16 protein-coding genes and 3 tRNA genes are annotated in these 22,215 nt (G+C 39.5%); 1 reads left to right on the top strand and 18 read right to left on the bottom strand.

Annotated features, from left to right (window positions below):
- Positions 1–315: 315 nt before the first annotated feature.
- From EO115_RS05530 to EO115_RS05490, 9 genes are all read right to left on the bottom strand, one after another.
- Positions 316–1,590, bottom strand: a complete 1,275-nt coding sequence (locus tag EO115_RS05530; protein ID WP_126937975.1) for a putative porin — start codon at positions 1,588–1,590, stop codon at positions 316–318.
- 436 nt (positions 1,591–2,026) lie between these two features.
- Positions 2,027–3,208 (bottom strand): S-layer homology domain-containing protein, encoded by a 1,182-nt coding sequence (locus EO115_RS05525; protein ID WP_126937974.1) that lies wholly within the window; start codon positions 3,206–3,208, stop codon positions 2,027–2,029.
- Between the two features lie 278 nt (positions 3,209–3,486).
- A complete protein-coding gene (locus EO115_RS05520; protein WP_164724068.1) occupies positions 3,487–4,743 on the bottom strand; it encodes an S-layer homology domain-containing protein in 1,257 nt (418 codons plus the stop codon).
- A gap of 331 nt (positions 4,744–5,074) precedes the next feature.
- A complete protein-coding gene (locus tag EO115_RS05515) occupies positions 5,075–6,445 on the bottom strand; it encodes an S-layer homology domain-containing protein (RefSeq protein ID WP_164724067.1) in 1,371 nt (456 codons plus the stop codon).
- Between the two features lie 346 nt (positions 6,446–6,791).
- Complete coding sequence (locus EO115_RS05510) at positions 6,792–8,048, bottom strand: S-layer homology domain-containing protein (RefSeq protein WP_126937971.1); 1,257 nt, start codon at positions 8,046–8,048, stop codon at positions 6,792–6,794.
- Positions 8,049–8,367: 319 nt separating this feature from the next.
- Entirely contained in the window at positions 8,368–10,026 is a 1,659-nt protein-coding gene (locus EO115_RS08560; RefSeq protein ID WP_371413260.1) for an S-layer homology domain-containing protein, read from the bottom strand.
- A 267-nt stretch (positions 10,027–10,293) separates the two neighbouring features.
- Positions 10,294–12,288 (bottom strand): ABC-F family ATP-binding cassette domain-containing protein, encoded by a 1,995-nt coding sequence (locus EO115_RS05500; protein WP_126937970.1) that lies wholly within the window; start codon positions 12,286–12,288, stop codon positions 10,294–10,296.
- A 168-nt stretch (positions 12,289–12,456) separates the two neighbouring features.
- Positions 12,457–12,831, bottom strand: coding sequence for a hypothetical protein (locus EO115_RS05495; RefSeq protein ID WP_126937969.1), 375 nt, complete (start codon positions 12,829–12,831; stop codon positions 12,457–12,459).
- The gene (locus EO115_RS05490; RefSeq protein WP_126937968.1) at positions 12,828–13,322 is read right to left on the bottom strand and encodes a Panacea domain-containing protein; all 495 of its coding nucleotides are present in this window, start codon (positions 13,320–13,322) and stop codon (positions 12,828–12,830) included. The genes EO115_RS05495 and EO115_RS05490 overlap by 4 nt, the downstream gene beginning before the upstream one ends.
- 129 nt (positions 13,323–13,451) lie before the next feature.
- On the opposite strand from EO115_RS05490, the gene EO115_RS05485 reads away from it, so the two are divergent.
- The gene (locus EO115_RS05485; protein WP_126937967.1) at positions 13,452–13,811 is read left to right on the top strand and encodes a hypothetical protein; all 360 of its coding nucleotides are present in this window, start codon (positions 13,452–13,454) and stop codon (positions 13,809–13,811) included.
- A gap of 44 nt (positions 13,812–13,855) precedes the next feature.
- Here EO115_RS05485 and EO115_RS05480 read toward each other — a convergent pair whose 3' ends face one another.
- From EO115_RS05480 to EO115_RS05440, 9 genes are all read right to left on the bottom strand, one after another.
- Positions 13,856–14,956, bottom strand: coding sequence for a glycosyltransferase (locus EO115_RS05480; RefSeq protein ID WP_126937966.1), 1,101 nt, complete (start codon positions 14,954–14,956; stop codon positions 13,856–13,858).
- Positions 14,957–15,219: 263 nt separating this feature from the next.
- Positions 15,220–15,519, bottom strand: a complete 300-nt coding sequence (locus tag EO115_RS05475; RefSeq protein ID WP_126937965.1) for an HU family DNA-binding protein — start codon at positions 15,517–15,519, stop codon at positions 15,220–15,222.
- 35 nt (positions 15,520–15,554) lie between these two features.
- Positions 15,555–16,358: a nucleoside triphosphate pyrophosphohydrolase gene (gene mazG / locus EO115_RS05470; RefSeq protein WP_126937964.1), complete on the bottom strand. Its 804-nt coding sequence runs from the start codon at positions 16,356–16,358 to the stop codon at positions 15,555–15,557.
- Positions 16,355–17,899 (bottom strand): polysaccharide biosynthesis protein, encoded by a 1,545-nt coding sequence (locus tag EO115_RS05465; protein ID WP_126937963.1) that lies wholly within the window; start codon positions 17,897–17,899, stop codon positions 16,355–16,357. Before EO115_RS05465 ends, mazG begins: the two co-directional genes overlap by 4 nt.
- 1 nt (position 17,900) lies before the next feature.
- Positions 17,901–21,182, bottom strand: coding sequence for a transcription-repair coupling factor (gene mfd, locus EO115_RS05460; protein ID WP_126937962.1), 3,282 nt, complete (start codon positions 21,180–21,182; stop codon positions 17,901–17,903).
- Between the two features lie 313 nt (positions 21,183–21,495).
- Positions 21,496–21,678: a hypothetical protein gene (locus EO115_RS05455; protein WP_009353527.1), complete on the bottom strand. Its 183-nt coding sequence runs from the start codon at positions 21,676–21,678 to the stop codon at positions 21,496–21,498.
- 92 nt (positions 21,679–21,770) lie between these two features.
- Positions 21,771–21,854 (bottom strand) — tRNA-Leu (locus tag EO115_RS05450).
- Positions 21,855–21,860: 6 nt separating this feature from the next.
- Positions 21,861–21,937: transfer RNA gene (locus EO115_RS05445), tRNA-Arg, on the bottom strand.
- A 14-nt stretch (positions 21,938–21,951) separates the two neighbouring features.
- A tRNA-Trp gene (locus EO115_RS05440) sits at positions 21,952–22,027 on the bottom strand.
- Positions 22,028–22,215: the final 188 nt, after the last annotated feature.

Genomic DNA, 22,215 nt, shown 5'->3' with positions numbered 1-22,215 from the left:
AATACATATAGATATATTATATCATGGTTCCTAGGGATTGTAATGTACAGATTATAATTGATTGTGGAGCAAACCTAGTCACTCTTATCTCATATGTTCTTTTCGTACATACTATCTCCCTTACCATACATACTATCACCTCTATCCGTATACATCACGAATCATCGTCTGTGAAAGTCTGAGATATAAATATGAAAAAATCTACTATGGTAAATAGTATATCTAAATACTACTCTATGGTAGACATTATCTATAAAAAAGTCTTTCTCTGTGGAAAGTAAAAGAACCCCCGAAGGAGTTCTTTTATGTATACTATTAGAATTGGTAGTTAAGATCTACACGGTAGAATTCTGGTAGTTTGATTTTTTCATCAGACTTTTCTGTAACAATACGGTTACTATTCATAGTAGCATAGGCTGTTAAACCAAGATTTTTTCTTAATGTATAGTCAGCAGTCACTAGCCACCCTCTGGCATTGGCATATCCATTTGAATAGTGGAAGTATGATCTAGTAGTATTATATGTTGTATATTTTACAAATGTATCCCGTTTAAAATTAAAGTATTGTGTTTTAATGCTCCATGTACCAGGTTTTGTAATATCGGCTTTACCATATCCAATCCCCGCAGTCCAAGCTTCACCATTAGCACCTTGTCGCTCTTTTCTTGCATATTCACCACCGATCCAGATTTTATTATCTGTTCCTAAGTGAAAGTCTACAGCTCCACCAAACACATCAGTCGTTCTTTTTACGCCTCCACCATATACAGCTTTGGAGCCGTGGCGATCTAAATAAAATCCTTTTACAGAGATATGCTCTGAAGGTAGATAGTTTAACTCATAAATATTAACTTCTTTTTTGTCATTATCTACAATATATCCATAGGCTAATTTTGCTTTTAACTTTCTAGTTCCTAATTGTGCCACTACACCATCAAATCTTTCATCATAAATGAGCCCATTACCGATGATATAATTTTCTCTACCGACATTGGCCGTAATTGCATCGTTAACCTTATAAGTTAAATACAATTGATCAACACTTGTCGGAGATTGTCCCTCTTCATTAAATTGTGTATCTCCCGTACTTAATCGAACTGTTGCACTTGTCTTATCATCAACAGCAGCATTGAACTGTAATCGAGCTCGATAACGGAATGCAGATTGACCCTCTGTGGTCACAACATCCTTACCCGCACCAATATTGTTATCATACCGTACACGTAAATCCCCACTAAATTTAAAGTTCCCTACTTGATCTTCTAATTTATTCACACGAACGCCAAATGCTTGTAATTCATTAGCAAATTCCACAGCCAATCGTTGGATTGTCGCTTTTTGCTCCGCTGTCACTTCATCTTTATGCGCATCGGCTCTAGCAATCATTTGCGCCATTTCATAACGAGTGATGTTGCGTTGGCCTTTGAAAGTCCCATCAGGATAGCCTTCGATAACGCCTTCTGCTGCCAAACGTTCCACAGCTTGGTACGCCCAATCTTGAGCGGTTACATCGGAAAATGGGTGCGCTGCAAATGCAGATGTCACACCTAGTACAGCTGTCGCTGCTAACACGGCTACATATTTTTTCATAATTCATACCTCACATATAACCCTACTACATAAATATAAATTAGGTACATGTATTTCTGAACGTCACCAGCATATATATCAAATGGAGTATCCTTGTTTCCTCACATGCGCAAATACATATGTCATGACTCGTCTGTACCTTAATCTCATGCCTTTATCTTATCACAACTATATATTAAATACAATCAAACACGCCACATAATTCTACGTTTTGATTATTGAAAGTCTATTTTGACATGATATATATTCATGCATACATATCTAGTATGATGAATAAATTCAAGATAGATGAAAGTACCATGAAGAATATGTCCCTTACTATGCCAGCCCAATGCAACAGCAGCTTACTACCTAGTTATATACAGGAATCTCAATATGACTATAGACCAAAAAAGAACCCCCGAAGGAGTTCTCTTTTATATGTGTAACTATCAAATTAGAATTTGTAGTTAAGTTCTGCACGGTAAGCTTCAGCTTGTTCTTTATTATCTTGATCTTTAGTGTCGATTGTTGCAAAAGCGGAAAGGCCTACGTTTTTAGCTACAGTGTAATCAACTGTTGCAAACACACCTTTGTGACCAGCAGAAATTAAATCCCATGTTGGTGCAATTAGAGCAGAATGACCTTTAGCATCGTAATAACGAGCTTTTACACCCCAAGTACCTGCTTTTTCCATATTAGCTTCACCATAGCCTAAACCTGCAGTCCAAGCTTCGCCAGATGCGCCAACTTGTTCAGTACGAGCATATTCGCCGCCAGCCCATACTTTATTATGTCCACCAAAGTTCACATCTAAGGATGCACCATGAACACTTTCTACACCTTTTTTATGATAATCTACCACATAACCTTTTACAGCTACATTTTCAACTGGTTTATAGTTTACTTGATAGTGAGAAACAGGAGTTGTATTGCCGTTTAAGTATCCATATGTTGCTGTAGCATTTAGATTATCTTTACCTACAGTTGCTACTGCACCTTCGAATATATCATCAAATACAAGACCATTACCGATTACATAATCTTGACGACCTGCTGTAGCAGTTGCATATTTGCCAAAGTTGTGTTGAACATATACTTGATCTACAGAAGCTGCTGTTGTATTATCTTCATTGTTTGCACCAAACTCTTTTTCAGTTGCCAAGCGAACTACTGCTTTTGTGTTATCATTCACAGTTGCGTCAAATTGAACACGTGCACGGTAGTCAAATTTAGATGCACGAGCATCGTTTTCACCAGTATAACGTAAACGAGCATCACCAGTGAAAGCGAAGTTACCTACTTTGTTTTCCAATGTGGAAACACGTACGCCTAAGTTGTTCAATTCAGCGGAGAATTCGTTAGCTAAACGGTTGATGATAGCATTTTGTTCAGCGTCAACTTGACCTTGACGAGCCATAGCTTTTGCTACCATTTGAGCCATTTCAAAACGAGTGATGTTGGATTGGCCTTGGAAAGTGCCATCTGGGTAACCGTTAACGATACCTTGGGAAGCCAATTGAGCTACTGCTTGGTATGCCCAATCTTGTGGAGTTACATCGGAGAATGGGTTTGCTGCAAATGCAGAAGTAACACCCAATACTGCTGTTGCAGCCAATACTGCTAAATGTTTTTTCATGATAATTACCTCTCATTGAAAAATAAAAAATACACGCTCCAAGGGATCACCTAGGCCGTGCAATCTTTCTATCCAATATAGCAATGGAGTCTCCATGTTTCCTCACATCTTATATGTATAAAAGTCCTACAGTGCCTAACACGTCCACTCGGATAATATTTATAATAACATATATCATATAATAAAAGCAAATTACACCTCTTTCATTTCGAAAACAAAAGTTTCACAAATAAAAAAGAACCCCCGAAGGAGTTCTTTTTATATGTGTAACTATCAAATTAGAATTTGTAGTTAAGCTCTGCACGGTAAGATTCAGGTTTTTCATTGTTAGCTTGATCTTTAGTGTCGATTGTTGCATACGCGGAAAGACCTACATTTTTAGCTACAGTGTAATCAACAGTTGCTAATACACCTTTTTGATTTGTATCAACGAAGTTCCAAGTTGTGCTGTATAATGGAGCTCCACCTTTTACATCAAAGTATTGTGCTTTCACGCCCCAAGTACCAGCTTTAGCCATGCTAGCTTCACCGTAGCCTAAACCTGCAGTCCAAGCTTCACCAGCTGTACCTAATTGTTCAGCACGAACATATTCACCGCCAACCCAAGCTTTGTTGTGGCCACCGAAGTTTACATCTGCTGCAACACCATGGAAATCTTTATTAGTAGCTTTTGTCTTGTTATGGAAGTCTACTGCATAACCTTTAACCGCTACGTTTTCGAAAGGCATGTAATTTACTTGGTAGGATGTCCATTCATGGTCATCTTTAGCATTTATCACTGGAGTGCTTTTTGAATCTGCAAACTTTCCACCTGCAAGGTAACCGTAAGCAACTGTTGCATTTAATTTATCTTTACCAGCTGTTGCTACAACACCTTCGAAAGAATCATCATATGCTAAACCGTTACCAAGTACTAAGTTTTGACGACCTGCAGTCGCAGTTACGTATTGACCAAAGTTATGTTGAACATATACTTGGTCAACTGCTGTTTTTACTCGAGCATTTGTACCAAATTCTTTGTCACCAACTAAACGAATCACTGCTTTAGTATTATCGTTTACAGTTGCTTGGAATTTTACACGGCCACGATAATCGAATGTAGATTTACGAGCTGTTTCATGAGTTTTTTTATTTACTTCTTCTACTTTGTTTACAAACTTAAGACGAGCATCACCAGTGAATTTGAAGTTGCCTACTTTGTTTTCCAATGTGGAAACACGTACGCCTAAGTTGTTCAATTCAGCGGAGAATTCGTTAGCTAAACGGTTGATGATAGCATTTTGTTCAGCGTCAACACGATCTTGACGAACTAAAGCTTTAGCTACCATTTGAGCCATTTCATAACGAGTGATGTTAGTTTGGCCTTGGAAAGTGCCATCTGGGTAACCATTAACGATACCTTGGGAAGCCAATTGAGCTACTGCTTGGTATGCCCAATCTTGTGGAGTTACATCGGAGAATGGGTTTGCTGCGAATGCAGAAGTTACGCCCAATACTGCTGTGGCAGCCAATACTGCTAAATGTTTTTTCATGATAATTACCTCTCATTGAAAAATAATAATATAAACATATCTCCTACGTTCAGTCAGATTGCTTATATCCTCATATTACTTTTCCACGGAGTGTCCACGTTTCCTCACATTGTAGTAACACGATTCTATAACTAATCCACACTATATGTATTCGATATGTTCATATCATATCACAGCAACTATATAAATGCAATCTTTTTCACATTTTTTATCGTTATGTGTATTTATAGTCTCTCCCTATATAGGTATCCAAACTAGTATGGACGAGACTTTATTAAATATAGAACAAAAAAGAACCCCCGAAGGAGTTCTTTTTATAATTTTAACTGTCAAATTAGAATTTGTAGTTAAGTTCAGCGCGGTAGAAGTTAGATACTTTGTTGTTATCTTGATCTTTTGCGTTGATTGTTGTGTATGCTGCTAAACCAACATTGTTAGCTACTGCATATTTACCTTGTACAGACCAAGTTTTTAAGTTTTGGTTGTATGGAGCCCAGTATGTAGAAGAGAACACTGGAGCAAACCCGTCAAGGCTAGTATATTGTGCTTTCAAGGACCAAGTACCTTGTTTTTTCATGTTGTAGTTACCATATGTAAGACCTGCAGTCCAAGCATGGGAGTTGTCGATTTCTCTGAATTTTGCAAATTCGCCATCAACAGCTACTTTAGAGCCTAATTTAGCATTTGCATGCACACCATAGAAGTCTAAGGATGCATCAGTCAAATCTGCTGTACCATCTGCTTTTGCAATAATAGTATTAGCTGTTGCTTCACCGAATGTTTTACCATTTACTTTTGTATAGAAAGCACCTACGTTTACATCGCTACCCAATTTACCGTTTACTTGGAATACAGTCAATTGTGCATTATCTTTTTGTTCAGCTTTTGCTAAAGAACCTGTCATCACAACAGTAGGTTTAGCAATTACACCTTCTCCAGCTACTACTTTCATATCTAAAGATTCAGCATATCCATAGGAAACGGATGCATTTAATTTGTCTTTACCAAATGCTACTTTACCGCCTTCGAATACGTCATCATATGTTAAACCACCACCGATAGTTTCATCATAACGACCTACTGTAGCAGTTGCATATTTACCGAAGTTGTGTTTCACGTATACGCGGTCGATAGCTGTATTAGGATTACCTGCTTTACCAAATTCTTTGCTGCCCATTAAACGAACTACTGCTTTAGTGTTGTCGTTAACAGTTGCTTCGAATTGTACACGGCCACGGTATGTAAACTTAGATTGTGGAGCTTTTGTCGCTACTGGATTGCCATCTTTTAAGCTAGCAACTGCTACATCTTTATCATTGCCAGTATATTGTAAACGAGCATCACCTGTGAATTTGAAGTTGCCTACTTTGTTTTCCAATGTGGAAACACGTACGCCTAAGTTGTTCAATTCAGCGGAGAATTCGTTAGCTAAACGGTTGATGATAGCGTTTTGTTCAGCGTCAACTTGACCTTGACGAGTCATTGCTTTTGCTACCATTTGAGCCATTTCATAACGAGTGATATTTTTTTGGCCTTGGAAAGTACCATCTTCGTAACCATTAACGATACCTTGGGAAGCCAATTGAGCTACCGCTTGGTATGCCCAATCTTGTGGAGTTACGTCGGAGAATGGGTTTGCTGCGAACGCAGAAGTAACACCCAACACTGCTGTGGCAGCCAATACTGCTAAATGTTTTTTCATGATAATTACCTCTCAATGAAAATAAAAAAATACACGCTCCAAAGGATCATCTAGGCCGTGCAATCTTTCTATCCAATATAGCAATGGAGTCTCCATGTTTCCTCACATCTTATATGTATAAAATTCCTACAGTGCCTAGCACATCCACTTGGATAGTATTTATATTAACATACATCAATGAATAAAAGCAAATTACACCTAGTAATGAATATATACGTGTTCCCTATGGCAGTCTATACATTTAACTTATATCCCGTTTACCAAAGCACAATTTTTTCGTTCGAAAACAAACGTTTCGCAAATAAAAAAGAACCCCCGAAGGAGTTCTTTTTTATAGTCATTCTAATAATTAGAATTTGTAGTTTAATTCTGCACGGTAGTAATCTGGTAATTCATAACCATCTAAGTTTTTACCACGTAATTGTGCGTTTAATGTTAAGCCTACGTTTTTAGCTACTGCGTAATCTACAGTACCTAACCAACCACGGAAATCATATGTGGAGATTTCTGGTAAGTTCCAAGTTGGAGCTGTTGCTACAGATTCTTCACCTAAACGGAAGTATTGTGCTTTCACACCCCAAGTGCCTGGTTTAGCGATGTCATATGTGCCATAACCAACGCCTGCAGTCCAACCTTCACCTGCTTCGCCGCGACTTTCAAAACGAGCGTATTCGCCACCAACCCAAACTTTGTTGTGTGGACCGAATTTTGTATCTACAGCAGCACCGAAATAGTTTTCGGATAAGTGACCATGATAGTTTACATAATATGCTTTAGTATCTACATATTTACCTAATTTAGCGTTAACTTGGTATGTTGTTACTTCAGGAGTATTACCTTCGCCTAATACTGCTTCATCTAAATCGCCATCAAGCATATGACCGTATGCAACAGTTGCATTTAATGCATCTTTACCAACAGTTGCTTGCGCACCTTCAAATGTTCCATCATAAGTAAGACCGCTACCGATCACTAAATCTTGACGACCTACTGTAGCTGTAGCATATTTACCAAAGTTATGTTGCACATATACTTGATCTACAGTTGTTTCAGGATTGCCTGCTGCACCAAATTCTTTATCGCCAGCTGCTAGACGAACTACTGCTTTAGTATTGTCATTTACAGTTGCTTCGAATTGTACACGAGCACGGTAGTCGAATTTAGAACGTTTAGGGGATGTAGTGTCTTCATCATTTACATAAAGATTTTCTTCTGTATGAGAACCTTGGTAACGAAGACGAGCATCACCAGTGAATGCAAAGTTACCCACTTTGTTTTCCAATGTGGAAACACGAACGCCTAAGTTGTTCAACTCAGCGGAGAATTCATTAGCTAAACGGTTGATGATAGCATTTTGTTCAGCATCAACTTGACCTTGACGAGTCATAGCTTTTGCTACCATTTGAGCCATTTCGTAACGAGTGATATTGTTTTGGCCTTTGAAAGTGCCATCTGGGTAGCCATTAACTACGCCTTGGGATGCTAATTGAGCTACTGCTTGGTATGCCCAATCTTGTGGAGTTACGTCAGAGAATGGGTTAGCTGCGAATGCAGAAGTTACACCCAATACTGCTGTTGCTGCAAGTACTGCTAAATGTTTTTTCATGATATTTACCTCTCAATGAAAACAAAAAATAACCTAATATCTCCAGGTATGATAGTGATATTGGTTACTTTCTCATCGAGTTATATAAGAGTGTCCATGTTTCCTCTTTTTGTTCAACTTTAATTTCACCAATACCTTTACTATATCCACCTAGATATTTATCTTATGGTACCATACTATCTAATGAATTGCAAATAATATTTAATTTTTTCTATATCATACAGTCCTTGTTATACATAGGGTTCCTATCAATTCTTTATCCTATGTAAAGCAAAAAAAGAACCCCCGAAGGAGTTCTTTTTTTTGATCCACTACTGCCTTAGAATTTGTAGTTGATTTCTGTACGAATAAAGTTAGGTACTTCATGACCTTGTTTATCTTTGGAATCAATTGTTGCATACGCAGCTAAACCAACATTGTTAGCAATCGCATATTTACCACTTACCATCCAAGCTTTATAGTTTTGAGTGAATGGTGTTACGAATGTTGTAGAGAAGATTGGTGCATAGCTATCATAGTTAAAGTATTGTACTTTCGTCATCCATGTACCTGCTTTAGCCATGTTGTAATGACCATAGGATAAGCCCGCTGCCCAAGCATTAGAATGTTTAATGTCTTTGAATCGAGCAAATTCGCCTTCTACTTTTACATCTTTACCTACCATAGCATCTGCATGGAATCCATAAGAATCAAGACTATCACCTACTGTTGGACGATCTTCCATTGGAACACCAACGAAAGCACCTAATACATTTGCTTGTCCTTCTAACATAGCATCTACTTGATGACCGTTTACTTTTGCATAGTAACCACCCACATTCACAGGGCCCACTTTACCATTTAATTGTAGTACAGTTAATTCAGGGCTTGCTTTACCGTCCTCACCCATAATGGATGCTGTGAAACGTTGTGCTGGATGCATCACAGTTTCTTTTTTGTCTGCATCTTTTGTAACTACTTCAGAAGTCATACCTTTGACAGCATTAAATCCTAAACCTGCTGCATAACCATATGTAATACCTGCATTCAACGCATCTGTACCTACTGTAGCAGTTACACCATCGAATGTATCATCATATGTCATACCTGCACCAAACGCAACATCATGACGACCAGCAGTTACAGTAGCATATTTACCGAAGTTATGTTGTACGTATGCAGTATCTACTGTTACATTTGTGCTATCTGCACTACCAAATTCTTTATCGGCTGCTACTATGCGGATACCTGCTTTTGTATCTTTGTTTACTGTGGCATCAAAGTTGATACGTGCACGGTAGTCAAATTTAGAACGATCTAACATGCTTGCATTTTTGAATAAACCAGTAGTAGCTTTATCTAATGCCATAGTTTCATCAGCTAATTTTTTCTCTGCTGCTGCTACTTTTTCAGTTTTCTCTTTTTTATCTGTTTCAGTGGCGTTCGCCAAGGCATCTTTAGCATCTTTAAGTTCTTTTTCTGCCGTTGCTACATTTGTTTCATGATCTTTAATTACTTTATAGTTTGCTTTAACTGCTTCTTTTTCTTTAGTTAATGCTTCACCTGTTAAGCCAGCACCATCGCGAACTGCAATGTTATACACTTCCCCATCTAATTGTCTATAGCGCAAACGAGCATCGCCAGTGAATTTAAAGTTACCTACTTTGTTTTCCAATGTGGAAACACGTACGCCTAAATTGTTCAATTCAGCGGAGAATTCGTTCGCTAAACGGTTGATAATTGCATTTTGTTCAGCGTCAACTTGACCTTGACGAGTCATAGCTTTTGCTACCATTTGCGCCATTTCATAACGAGTGATGTTAGTTTGGCCTTGGAATGTGCCATCAGGGTAACCGTTAACTACGCCTTGAGCCGCTAATTGAGCAACTGCTTGGTACGCCCAATCTTGTGGTGTCACATCAGAGAAAGGATTTGCCGCAAACGCTGAAGTCACGCCCAATACTGCTGTTGCTGCTAATACTGCTAAATGTTTTTTCATGATACTACTCCTTTTCTAAAAAAGAAACCATATACCACGTAGATTCCGATAGGAGTCAACACTAGCCTATATTGGGGAGTATCCATGTTACCTCTCTTGACACGGCAAAGTATCAACAATCACTATCATTCTCTACTCTTGTGACAAGCGTAACACAAATTATTCAATTTGTAAATTTTTAAAAGTCTTTTAAAATTGATATACTTTTTCATTTGTTAATCTTTTTATAAATGTATGAAAAGTATATAGATAACCCATTAAGAACTGTTACTTTCTCTCTTCTAGTTCTAACCAACGCAATGTACTCATCTCTAGCTCTTCGACTGCTTGTTCACGGTCTCGTACCGTACTTTCAATAGCACTATAATCACTGCCACCTTGCGCAATCATCGCATCATAGGCTTTCACCAAACCTTCTAGCTCAGAAATTCTAAGTTCCAGCTGTGCTAACTCAGCCTCTTCACCTAAGGTCAGTTTCTTTTTAGGTATATTGGTATCTTGATCTATCCGATCCACGGTATTACTTTCAGTAGTAGGTATCGGATCAGTCATATCCCCATTTACAGTACCTTCCTCTGTACGTAGACTATGACCTTCATGACCTGTACGTGATTTAGGAGCAATACTATTAGTGCCTACTTCCACGGCATGGCGTAATACACCTCGTTTTGTATCGCCACCAATGGACTTGGTTTCATCCGCTTCATAGTCGGAATAGCCTCCATGATACACCTCAATATGACCTGCCCCAGTGAATACGAATAACTTGTCCACCACACGGTCCAAAAAGTATCGATCATGACATACGGTAATTACGATGCCACTGTAAGAGTCCAAAAAGTCCTCTAACACTTCTAAAGTAGGAATGTCTAAATCATTGGTCGGTTCATCTAAGAGGAGCACATTGGGTGCATCCATCAAAATACGAAGCAAAAACAATCTACGTTTCTCCCCACCCGACAGTTTACGGATCGGCAACCCATGATGGGAGGGAGGAAATAAAAAGCGTTCCAACAATTGTCCTGCACTCAAAGAGCTGCCATCTGGTAAGTGCAAGTAAGATCGATTTTCTCGGATGTAATCCAACACACGTTGATCTTCTTTAAATGCCGGGAGAGTCTGTGAAAAGTAGCCAATCTTGACGGTTTCCCCTCGCCCCATTGTTCCCTGTGTCGGTGTTAACTCACCTTGGAATAGTTTCATCAATGTAGTCTTGCCAATGCCATTAGGACCTACGATGCCAATGCGATCATGGCGCACCATATGATACGTAAAATCTCGAATCACGTCACGACCTGCATCGTAAGAAAAGGACATCTTCTCTATATCAAAAATAGTGTTACCTAAACGAGAGGCTAGTACAATGGGATCTACGGTGCCTGTTTTTTGTCGTTTTTCCATTGCCTTCAATTGCTCAAACCGTTGCAATCGAGCTTTTTGCTTAGTTGTACGGGCTTTCGCACCACGACGCACCCATTGTAATTCACTGGCAATCAGCTTCCGTCGTTTTTCCTCGATGGCATCTAATTGTGCTTCTCGTTCTTCTTTTAGCGATACGTAAGTTTCATACGTTTCTTGAAATTCATAAATGGTTTGGTTCGATAATTCCCAAATGGTATTGCATACGGCATCTAAGAAATAGCGATCGTGCGTGCTTAGTAACACCGCTCCTTTTCTGTCTTTTAAATACAATTCTAGCCATTCAATGGTGGCTTCGTCCAAATGGTTTGTAGGTTCATCCAGCAATAATAGGTCACAAGGGTACACCAAGGCTCTTGCTAACGCCAACCGACGTCGCTGCCCACCTGATAAATTCTTTGCCGGCCCATACACATCGTGAAAGCCTAAGCGGGTTAAAATCATCTTCGCTTCTTGCTCTACAATCCAACCTTCTTCTTCATCCATCCGTGCCAACAGTTTCATATACGCTGGAGACTCTGGCTCCTCTAAGGCTCTTTCAAAGTCGCGCACTAAGGTTAGCTTTGGATGCTCTCCTAATAAGACATTATCTAATAATGTCCCTGACTCATCGATATAAGGATCTTGTTCCAATCGATGAATCGTGGCCTTTCCATTGCGTTCAATATCGCCCTTATCTGGCTCTGCCGTCCCTTCTAGTACTTGTAATAACGTGGTCTTTCCTGTTCCGTTCACTCCGATAAGACCAATTCGATGGTGCGAAGCAATGGTGACATTGACGTCTTTAAATAGCAACCGAGTGCCATATGATTTTTCTATTTGTTGTAAGGTTAAAATATTCATATGCCTATGTATATTTCCTTTCTCATATTCTCCTAAGTATAATGATATTTTTTTATCCTTGTTTCTGTTTAGTTTGTATGAATGAAAAGGAGTTGTATCGAAATGTACTTGTACATGTTCGTTACAACCCCTTTTTATATTCAAGCTTTATAAAATATAATAAAACACTCATCCTCTAGCTTCAACTATGTTTTCTCTATACTTCTGCTCAACCTTATCTATCACCATTTTATATAATTCGGGATACTCTTTCTTTATATTAACAATAATCTTTGTAATAGCCGCATGATGAGTCACTGTTTGTTTATGCGATCTTATATACGAGATACAAGATAGATTCATCAATGGATAATCCGTAGCTACTAACTTTACATCATATTCTAAATCAATACATTTACTATGTGAAACTTTTGACACAGGTAAAGTAACCCAATCATTTTGTCCTGCCTCCGCTATGACAAGGCTGGGTCGATACTTAAACTTATTTTTTCTAACTTTCACATCATAATACGGAAATATTGCTAAACAAAAATCGCCAATCATCGCATGACCTCCGCATCCTCAAATTCATCATAATACATATCGTATACTGAGTCATAAGGTCGAACTTTTTGAGCATCCTTATATATGTCTTCAATTTTTATTATGTGATTACCATTTTCTAATGGGGCTACTCCTATACGTGCTTGTTTCCATGAATATTCTTGATGTGATAAATCACTTAACTTCCACGATTCAAATCCCCCATATTGATGTATGATATTATTAACGATATATTGATTTTCACTAGCTAATTCTTTTTCATCTACAAACGATAACCCTTCATCTGTAAAATAATTACGAACTACAGGGCTTACAGGGCCATACTTCCACCCTTCTAAATCTTCCTTAAACATAGGGTGTCCAGTAATAGCAATTGTTTCTCTTTGAACAAAATAAAGAAGCTTATGTAGTTTCAGTTCATCGATGGTAACACCAGAGACATATTTGTACCGATTAATTATATAATTAGCAACATCTAATACTTTTTCCATGGTAATACCTCCTTTTTAATTATCATATCTAAATTTTATAACTTTGTAAACAGTGATTCTTCCATTGACACACCTACTTTCATAGATTAGAATAAACGTAATATGCGTATTAATTACAAGGAGGTTGTCATGGACACTGACACGGTTCAGCAAGAGTTTGAAAATATTGGTTTTGAAATTGTAGAAGTTGATGAACGAGACGTACTGTTATACGAGCTATCGGATGGTAGCGAAGAGGAAGCTGGTCAATACGCTATTGTTTCTGATGATGATGGTCGCATTCCTACATCAATGGATACGCCTATTATTGTATCCGTGTATGATGATAATGATACATTTCAATGGAGTGTAACGCTTCCAAATGGTGACGAGTTGAAAGATTTATTCTTACGTGTGGAAAGTGCGGAAGAATTACTAGATACATTACAAGAGATTCGTCAAGAAAATATTGAGCGTTATGATTCTGAAATGGACTCCTATACTGAATAAGAGCAAAAAAAAGACAAAACAGATACTCTCTGTTTTGTCTTTTTTTATGTATGAATCATTTTTTGACAGGCTTTTACAATCTCTTCAGCGCCATCCACTTGCCATGCTTTGGCCGCTTCATGCATGGCCTGTAATCGTTCTTGATTCTGTAATAACGCCCCGACTACATCATCGAGGTTCTCGATATGGCGAGCCCATTTGCCACAGCCTTTTTGTTCTAACAATTCTGCATTGGCTTCTTCTTGCCCTGGAATGGCATTAAAGAACACCATTGGTACTCCAATAGTAACTCCTTCCATACAGGTCAGGGCCCCTGGTTTAGTCACGAGGAGTGTCGCCTTTCGCATCAAGTTAGGGATCTCATTGGTGTAGCCATAAATATAAATAGGTCGATCTAAGGAATCCTTGATACGATGTAAAGAATTATAGAGAGCATCATTTAATCCTGCTACCACATGAATTTCATCAATGCCTGGTACCTTATCTAAACGCTGCAAGGCCTCTTCTACACAGCCTAGGCCTAATCCACCACCCATGAGAAGGATCCGTTTACATGACTCACTACCATAAGGCTCCGATAAGGGCTCGTAAAAGTGTCGCATAATCGGTATGCCTGTAACATGAATTTTTTCAAGAGGCACTTCCATATTTAATAGTTCGTATACCATAGCAGGCGTAGCTACATGGTAGGCATCTACTTCCTCATAGCGCCAGAATTGATGGGCTGCAAAATCTGTCATCACTGCTGCAATAGGAATATCGATTTTCTTATGCCGTTTGAGTACACTGGCTGCACCGCAAGGAAATGGATGGGTACATACGATTAAATCGGGTTGTTCTTTTTGGATTAGTTTTTCCATACGGTTCTTCAACATCCAAGATACCACCGTTTGGGCTACGCTGCCCTTCCATTCGCCTCCAGACCAACGATAGACAATATCATAGAGGAATGGAAAAAAATCCAGCATTTTAAAATAAGTTTCTTTCAATAAATTGTCAAAAGAAAAGGTATCTTTTCCCAAGAAGTCCACATGGTGTATTTCAGCTGTCGGATCTTGTTGTTCCCAATATTCTTGAATGGCCAATGCCGCTTGTGTATGCCCCGTGCCAATCGAAGCCGATACAATTAAAATGCGCTGTCCCATGCGACCTCCTTTCCTTAGATAGCCTCTAACCTATTCCTTGCCCTTTGAGTAGAACGCAGTCACATATTACATTACTCCTATTCTATCACAATTTAAGAGAGATACAAAACTTTCCACAGCCCCTTTTACCGATTCTATCCAAATGAAGCATTCCTATATTAACGTAAACTATGACTGTAATATGTATGACTTTTTTATGCATAGCTGTTTATAAAAAAGAGCCCTAACCATTATATGTTAGAGCTCTAATTAGTTCGTATTAATTATTTTTTGCGAACTGGTGTAGCTGGACCATTCACAAGATCTTTTAATTGTTTACCTGCTTTGAAAGCTGGAGATTTGGAAGCAGGAATTTGAATTTCTTCTTTAGTTTGTGGGTTACGGCCTGTACGAGCAGAACGAGTACGAACTTCGAAAGTACCGAAGCCAATTACTTGTACTTTTTCTTCTTTTGCCAATGCTTCGCCGATTGTATCAAATAAAGCTTTTACTGCTTTTTCAGCATCTTTTTTTGTCAATTCAGCTTTTGCTGCAACACTTGCAATTAATTCAGTTTTGTTCATGATTGAACCTCCCTTAAAAATAGTATTCTTTTAACTTAATCATTCGATTTAAGTTTCACTTTTGCCGCGTCCCAAAATTCATCAAGTTCGCCGAGAGTAAAGTTCTCCCATTTTTTTCCACTCCGTAGTACCTCTTGTTCTACGTAAGAAAAACGTTGTATAAACTTTGTATTCGTGCGGTGTAGTGCATTTTCTCCGACTATTTTATACCATTTAAACAGATTTATCAAGGAAAAAAGTACATCTCCCCCCTCTTCTTCTGCTTTTTCTAGGTCTTTTTTGAATATTTCTTGTTTAAATTCATCTATTTCTTCATAAAACTTGGCCCACACGCCCTCTTCACTAGGCCAATCAAAGCCTACCTTACTCGCTTTTTCTTGCAATTTTTGTGCTCGTAATAAGGCAGGTAAGCCTGGTGAAATTCCATCCAGTATAGACGTTCGTTCATGGCCTTTTTCTTGGGCTTTCAATTCTTCCCAAGTCGCCAATGTGTCGCCTATGGTTTCTCGATCAGCTCGTTGGAACACATGAGGATGGCGTCGTACCATTTTAGCCGTAATATCATCTACTACATCCTGCATCGTAAAATGGCCATTTTCCTCAGCCACCCGTGCATGAAAGACGATTTGTAATAATAGGTCGCCCAATTCTTCTCGCAGGTGGTCTATATTTTTTTCATCAATAGCTTCTAAGGTTTCATAGACTTCTTCTAATAAATATCTGCGCAAGGAGCTATGGGTTTGTAATTTATCCCAAGAGCACCCCTGTGGGCCCCGTAGCTCAGCCAATACATCTACTATAGGTTCTAATGTAAATTCACTCATTTCTCGATCGCTCATGATGACCTACCTTTCTTCATCGTTTTCTTTCCTAATACCACTAGCTCTTGCAACGTGATCGTCTTTGTCAGACTCAATGCCACTACATAGAAGACAATCCCCACCAAAATAGAGATTACAACCGCAATAGTATTGGATAGCATGGTGCTTATAAAATTATATACCATCGCTGTTCCACCGCCCATAGCCAAGGACGAAAATAAGATTTTTCCAACTTCTGTGAAAGACACATGGAACTTAGCAATTCTATACAACACATAGACATTGACGAAGGCAGCCAATCCAAAGTCCACATTAGTAGCCCAAGCCGCTCCTTCGATTCCCCATAGTGGTGTCAAATACAAGTTAAGTAAGACTTTCACAGCCGCCCCCAAGAGCAATGTCCACATAGGCAACGCGGTCCGCCCTAATCCTTGCAAGGCTCCTGTTGTGATTTGCTGCAATCCCAAGAGCCAAATGCTGGCACTCAGCACAGCAATGGCGCCCCCTGCATGAGGGGTATTGAACATCATCATAGAGATGGGTGTCGCTAATACACACAGCCCCACAAAGGCCGGTATAGTTACTAAATTGGTCATACGCAAAGCAGTTTCCATGCGATGGTGTATTTCCTCTAGATCTGCGTGTAAGTCTAACCTTGAAATAGCCGGTACAAGGCTAGTAGCCAAGGACATAGTCACGATAACTGGCAAGCTAATTAAAGACGTCGCCATGCCCGTGAGATATCCAAAGGCCGTCGTTGCCTCTTCTTTTCCATAGCCAGTGAGCATCAACTGCTGTGGCACGAGCCATAAATCGATAGCGCCGATTAAAGGAATCATAATGTTTGCAATGGCCACTGGAAATGCAAGTAGTACTAATTCCTTAATAATGACCTTCGGTGATTCTAAAGGAGCAGAGCCCATGATAGGTTGTGTCTCACGCTTGTAATAATACAGCAATACCAAGAGACCTAATGTGACACCAATACTAGATGACAGTGCTGCACGGCTCGAGGCTAACTCAATTCCCTGTGGCAAGAAATACATAGCCGCCCCTACCATAACAATAACGCGAGCCAGCTGTTCACAGACTTGGGAAATGCCTGTAGGCAACATATTTTGAAAGCCTTGGAAATAGCCCCGAAAGCAAGCCAATATAGACACGATGACAATAGCTGGCGCCACCGCCACCAAGGCACCTTCCGCACGACTATCGGTAATCACCCCTGCCTCTATGATATACGGAATGGCGCCGTAAAAGGTGAGACTCAGTAAAGAACCTATAATTCCCATCGTAATAAGAGCCACTTTGAAAATATGCCGGGCTCCACGTATATCGTCTTGCCCTACTTTACGTGCCACCATAATGGAAATCGCCACCGGTAATCCAGCAGCACCAATACTGATGATTAATTGATATAGGGCGTAGGCCATTTGATACAACCCTACGCCCTCACCACCGAGGATACGAGCTACAATGACTTTGCTGATGGCACCAATGACCTTAACCAACAACCCTGCTATGGTCAAAATCATAGCCCCTTTCATAAATCCTGTCATCTTACACCTCCTTCGGAAGCTTTCGCTCAAATTCGGTAAGCACTTGTTCCACTTGGCGAATCACACTGCCCTGCTGCACCTGATAAGCCCATACTGTAGGCGATGATCCACGATGTTTCATATGTTTCCACACATCTTCACTGATGGCGCCCATATCCCAGTCCGCCATTTTCGATTCATCTTGCCAAGTACAGATGATTTGGTCCTCTCTTCGGACGATACTCTTCATCCCCAATGCTCGCGCTCGCTCTTTTATAGCGGCTAGCTTAATCAATCGCTCTACTGGTTTGGTAGGCGATCCAAACCGGTCAATTAATTCATCTACAAAATCATCTAATCCTGCTTTCGTATTGATTTGTAATAACCGTTGGTATACAGATATTTTGCGCGCTTCATCGTGAATATACGCACTATCTATAAACGCATCGATGCCCACATCCACCACAGGTGCTGGTAATGGCCGTTCTGGCACCTCTTTTTGCTGTGCTTTTGCGATAGCTTCTTCTAACATGACTGCATACATAGCAAAGCCCACCGCTGCAATATTACCATGTTGTTGGGCTCCCAATAAATTACCAGCTCCTCGAATTTCCATATCCCGCATGGCTAATTTAAATCCTGCCCCTAGCTCGGTAAACTCTTGAATGGCTTTCAGACGTTTTTCTGCACTTTCATTCAATACTTTTTCAGGACGATACATAAAATACGCATAAGCCCGTTGGCTAGAACGGCCCACACGTCCACGCATTTGATACAGTTGTGAAAGTCCCAAGTGGTCTGCATCGTAGATAATAATCGTATTGGCATTAGGAATGTCTAATCCTGTTTCAATGATGCTCGTACACAGCAACGCATCGTATTGACCTTCCGTAAAGTCTTGCATAATATGTTCCATCATTGTCCCTGCCATCTGACCATGGGCCACCGCGATTCTAAGGTCAGGCATAGCTCGTTGCAACTGTTCTTCCATATGAGTAATGGATTGTACCTTATTATAGACAAAGTATACCTGTCCGCCTCGCTGTAATTCACGGCGTATAGCTTCTGTTACGACTTGCATATCAAACTCTACTACGTACGTTTGTACTGGCAATCGTTCCATCGGCGGCGTGTGGATAACGCTCATTTCCCGCACGCCTACTAAAGACATATGCAAGGTTCTTGGAATTGGCGTCGCACTGAGGGTTAAAATATCGATATTGGTAGCCCATTGTTTCCATTTTTCCTTTTGTGCTACTCCAAATCGTTGCTCTTCATCAACTACTAGTAACCCCAATCGTTTAAACTGGATCTGCTTACTTAGTAAAGCATGTGTACCGATTAAGATATCGATGTGTCCTTCTTGAACCGCTTTCATAATCTCTTTTTTTTCTTTTGCAGAACGGAATCGGTTTAATACTTCCACTCGAATACCAAATTGGGAAAAGCGATGCACGAAATTTTTATGATGTTGTTCAGATAATACCGTAGTCGGCACTAACATAGCCACCTGCTTACCGCTCATAACGGCTTTAAACATAGCTCGCATAGCTACTTCTGTTTTACCAAATCCTACATCACCACATAATAGTCGATCCATCGGCCTAGGGGACTCCATCGATGTTTTAATTTCTTGGATGGCTTGCAATTGATCTTCCGTTTCTTCATAAGGAAATTGATCTTCAAACTCTCGTTGCCATGGTTGATCTGGTAAAAATGCAAAGCCTTCGATGAGTTCTCTCTTAGCATATAACTCCACTAGGGTATCTGCTAAATCATCAATCGATTTCTGGGCTTTAGTTTTTGTCTTAACCCATTCCTTGCCTCCCATCTTATGAAGCTTCGGTGTAACGCCTTCATTGCCAATGTATTTTTGTAATTGGTCCAAATGGTCCGCTGGCAAAAATAAGCGATCTGTCCCTGCATAATCGATTTCAATATAGTCTCGATGGATACCTTCCGTTTCAATGGTTTTCAATCCACGATACTTACCAATACCATGAATGCTATGTACTACATAATCACCTACAGTGATATCGGTAAAATACTTAATCTCCTGTCCCTTATCTACTTTCTTCCGAATTTTTTTCTTCTGAAAGCCAAAGATATTTCCCTCCGTGATGACAGTCAAATTGGCATGAGGCAGTTCAAACCCTTCGGATAAGATACCATCTATGATTAATACAGCAGGAGCTGTCCATTCCCATGTGTCACGATGTACATAGGAAATACTATTTTCTAGTAATGCACCCTCAATGGCTTCTCTTCGCTGTTGGTTATGTAACACTAATACAATCTGCCGATCTAAGGAAGCATTGAACTTGATATCATCTATCAGCATAGGAATTTGTCGCTCATAGGAAGCAATGCTTTTTCCCATCATCCCTATCGTAGATGGTTTTCCCCATCCCGTAGAGCGCTGCATCATAGTAAATAAAATTGTTGTGGTTGCTTCTGAGGATGCTTTCCATTCTTTCCAATCCATATATAGCTCAGCATTAGAAGTATCTTCTACATGGATTTTGCGAATTGCTTCTTCTAATCGTTTCGATTCATCCAGCAAAAGCAAGGCTTCCTTCATAAAGGACAGTATAGATGCTGTTGTTTCTTGTGCCTCTATATGGATGGGTAATACCATACATTCCTCAGCATCTTGAATCGATCGCTGCGTATCCACATTAAACTGACGAATCGTATCTACTGTATCCCCGAAGAACTCAATTCGAAATGGGAAGTCACATTGAATAGGATAAATATCTATAATATCTCCTCGCACACTAAAATGACCACGATATTCCACCTGGTCCACTCGTTCATATCCAATACCTACTAGAGATGCTAATAGCTCCTCTTGTGGTATATCTTGTTCTATTCCAATGGTCACAATGTTCTCAAGTAAGCTCTTAGGGTCTATCACATATTGAGCTGCTTCTTCCATTGTAGCCAGTACAATGACTGCCTTTCCAAGAGCCAAGGACCCTAATGATTCCATCTGCTTCGCCTGTGTATCTAGACTCTTTGCAGTCCACTGTGAAAGCGTACGATCCACGATAGGAAACGAAAGTACTTGCACATCTGGCAAGAGACATTGTAAATCTCGTTCCCACATTTCTTTATGTGCCTTATCGTGTGTAACAATCACTGTAGGACGATTTGTCTTTGCCAGTATTGCTTGGCTATATATAAATGACTTTTGTGACCCACCTAATCCATAGATTTGTGTCGTTCCTTTCTTATAAAAGGCATCTATGGTGTCTTTCATCATTCCTGTTATATCTAATATAGGCCTATATGCCATGGACATATATCATTCCTTTCTTTGACACACCTGTAGCGAATGCTATATTGGTATATTTCTTTATTGTGTACTTATTATATATAATGTAGTTTCTTCATTGTTTACTTATTATATAATGTATCTTTCCAATATCGTATTTTTTTTACCCCTTAGCTCGGTATAAATAATGTATGATACTACAGAAGTAATATATCGTACTCCTTGACTCTATATAAGTTAGATTTTCTTATTCATGTATTTTGAAAGAAAGTGAATCTAGTTTATGTATGTAAGAGTATCACATACAAAAAAGGGCTATAGACATCTATAGCCCTTATGATTATTCTAAGTTTTCTTTAATCGCCGTATTTGTGGATTCTTCAATATAATGAAGGGCTGCATATATTAAATACGCACCTACAGTAAGACCGAAGAAAAAGGCTTTGAATATTTCTTTGTTCCAACGAGTTTCACGTAATCCGGAAACTGCAGATGCTAAAAAGCTTAAATCTGTAACTTTCATAGCAACCTCCTTGTATCAATACTTTAATTTGCAATGCTTTGCACTGCATATAGCAAAAAAAGCGAATATCTACTATTCGCTTATTTCTAAATTGGTGCGGGAGAAGGGACTTGAACCCCCACGCCAATGGCGCCAGATCCTAAGTCTGGTGCGTCTGCCAATTCCGCCACTCCCGCATAAGATGGTGACCCAGGAGGGATTCGAACCCCCGACCTTTTGATTCGTAGTCAAACACTCTATCCAGCTGAGCTACTGAGTCATATTAAATTGAGTTGGCAGGGGCAGTAGGACTTGAACCCACAACCAACGGTTTTGGAGACCGCTACTCTACCAATTGAGCTATACCCCTATCTTTACGACTTTATCAGTATAACGTAAAGTTGATACTTTGTCAAGTGATTCTTGTAGCAGAACCAAGGTATTTAGCTGGGCTAGCCTAAGCTAGCCCTCCACTAATGCAAATCAGCAACTTCCTATCCTCCCAGGCCGTTTCCAGCCAAGTACTTTCGGCGTTTACGAGCTTAACTACTGTGTTCG

Origin of the sequence: Veillonella sp. CHU740, assembly GCF_003992055.1 — a bacterium.
Lineage (GTDB): Bacteria > Bacillota > Negativicutes > Veillonellales > Veillonellaceae > F0422.
This window is presented reverse-complemented; position numbering and strand designations above follow the sequence as displayed.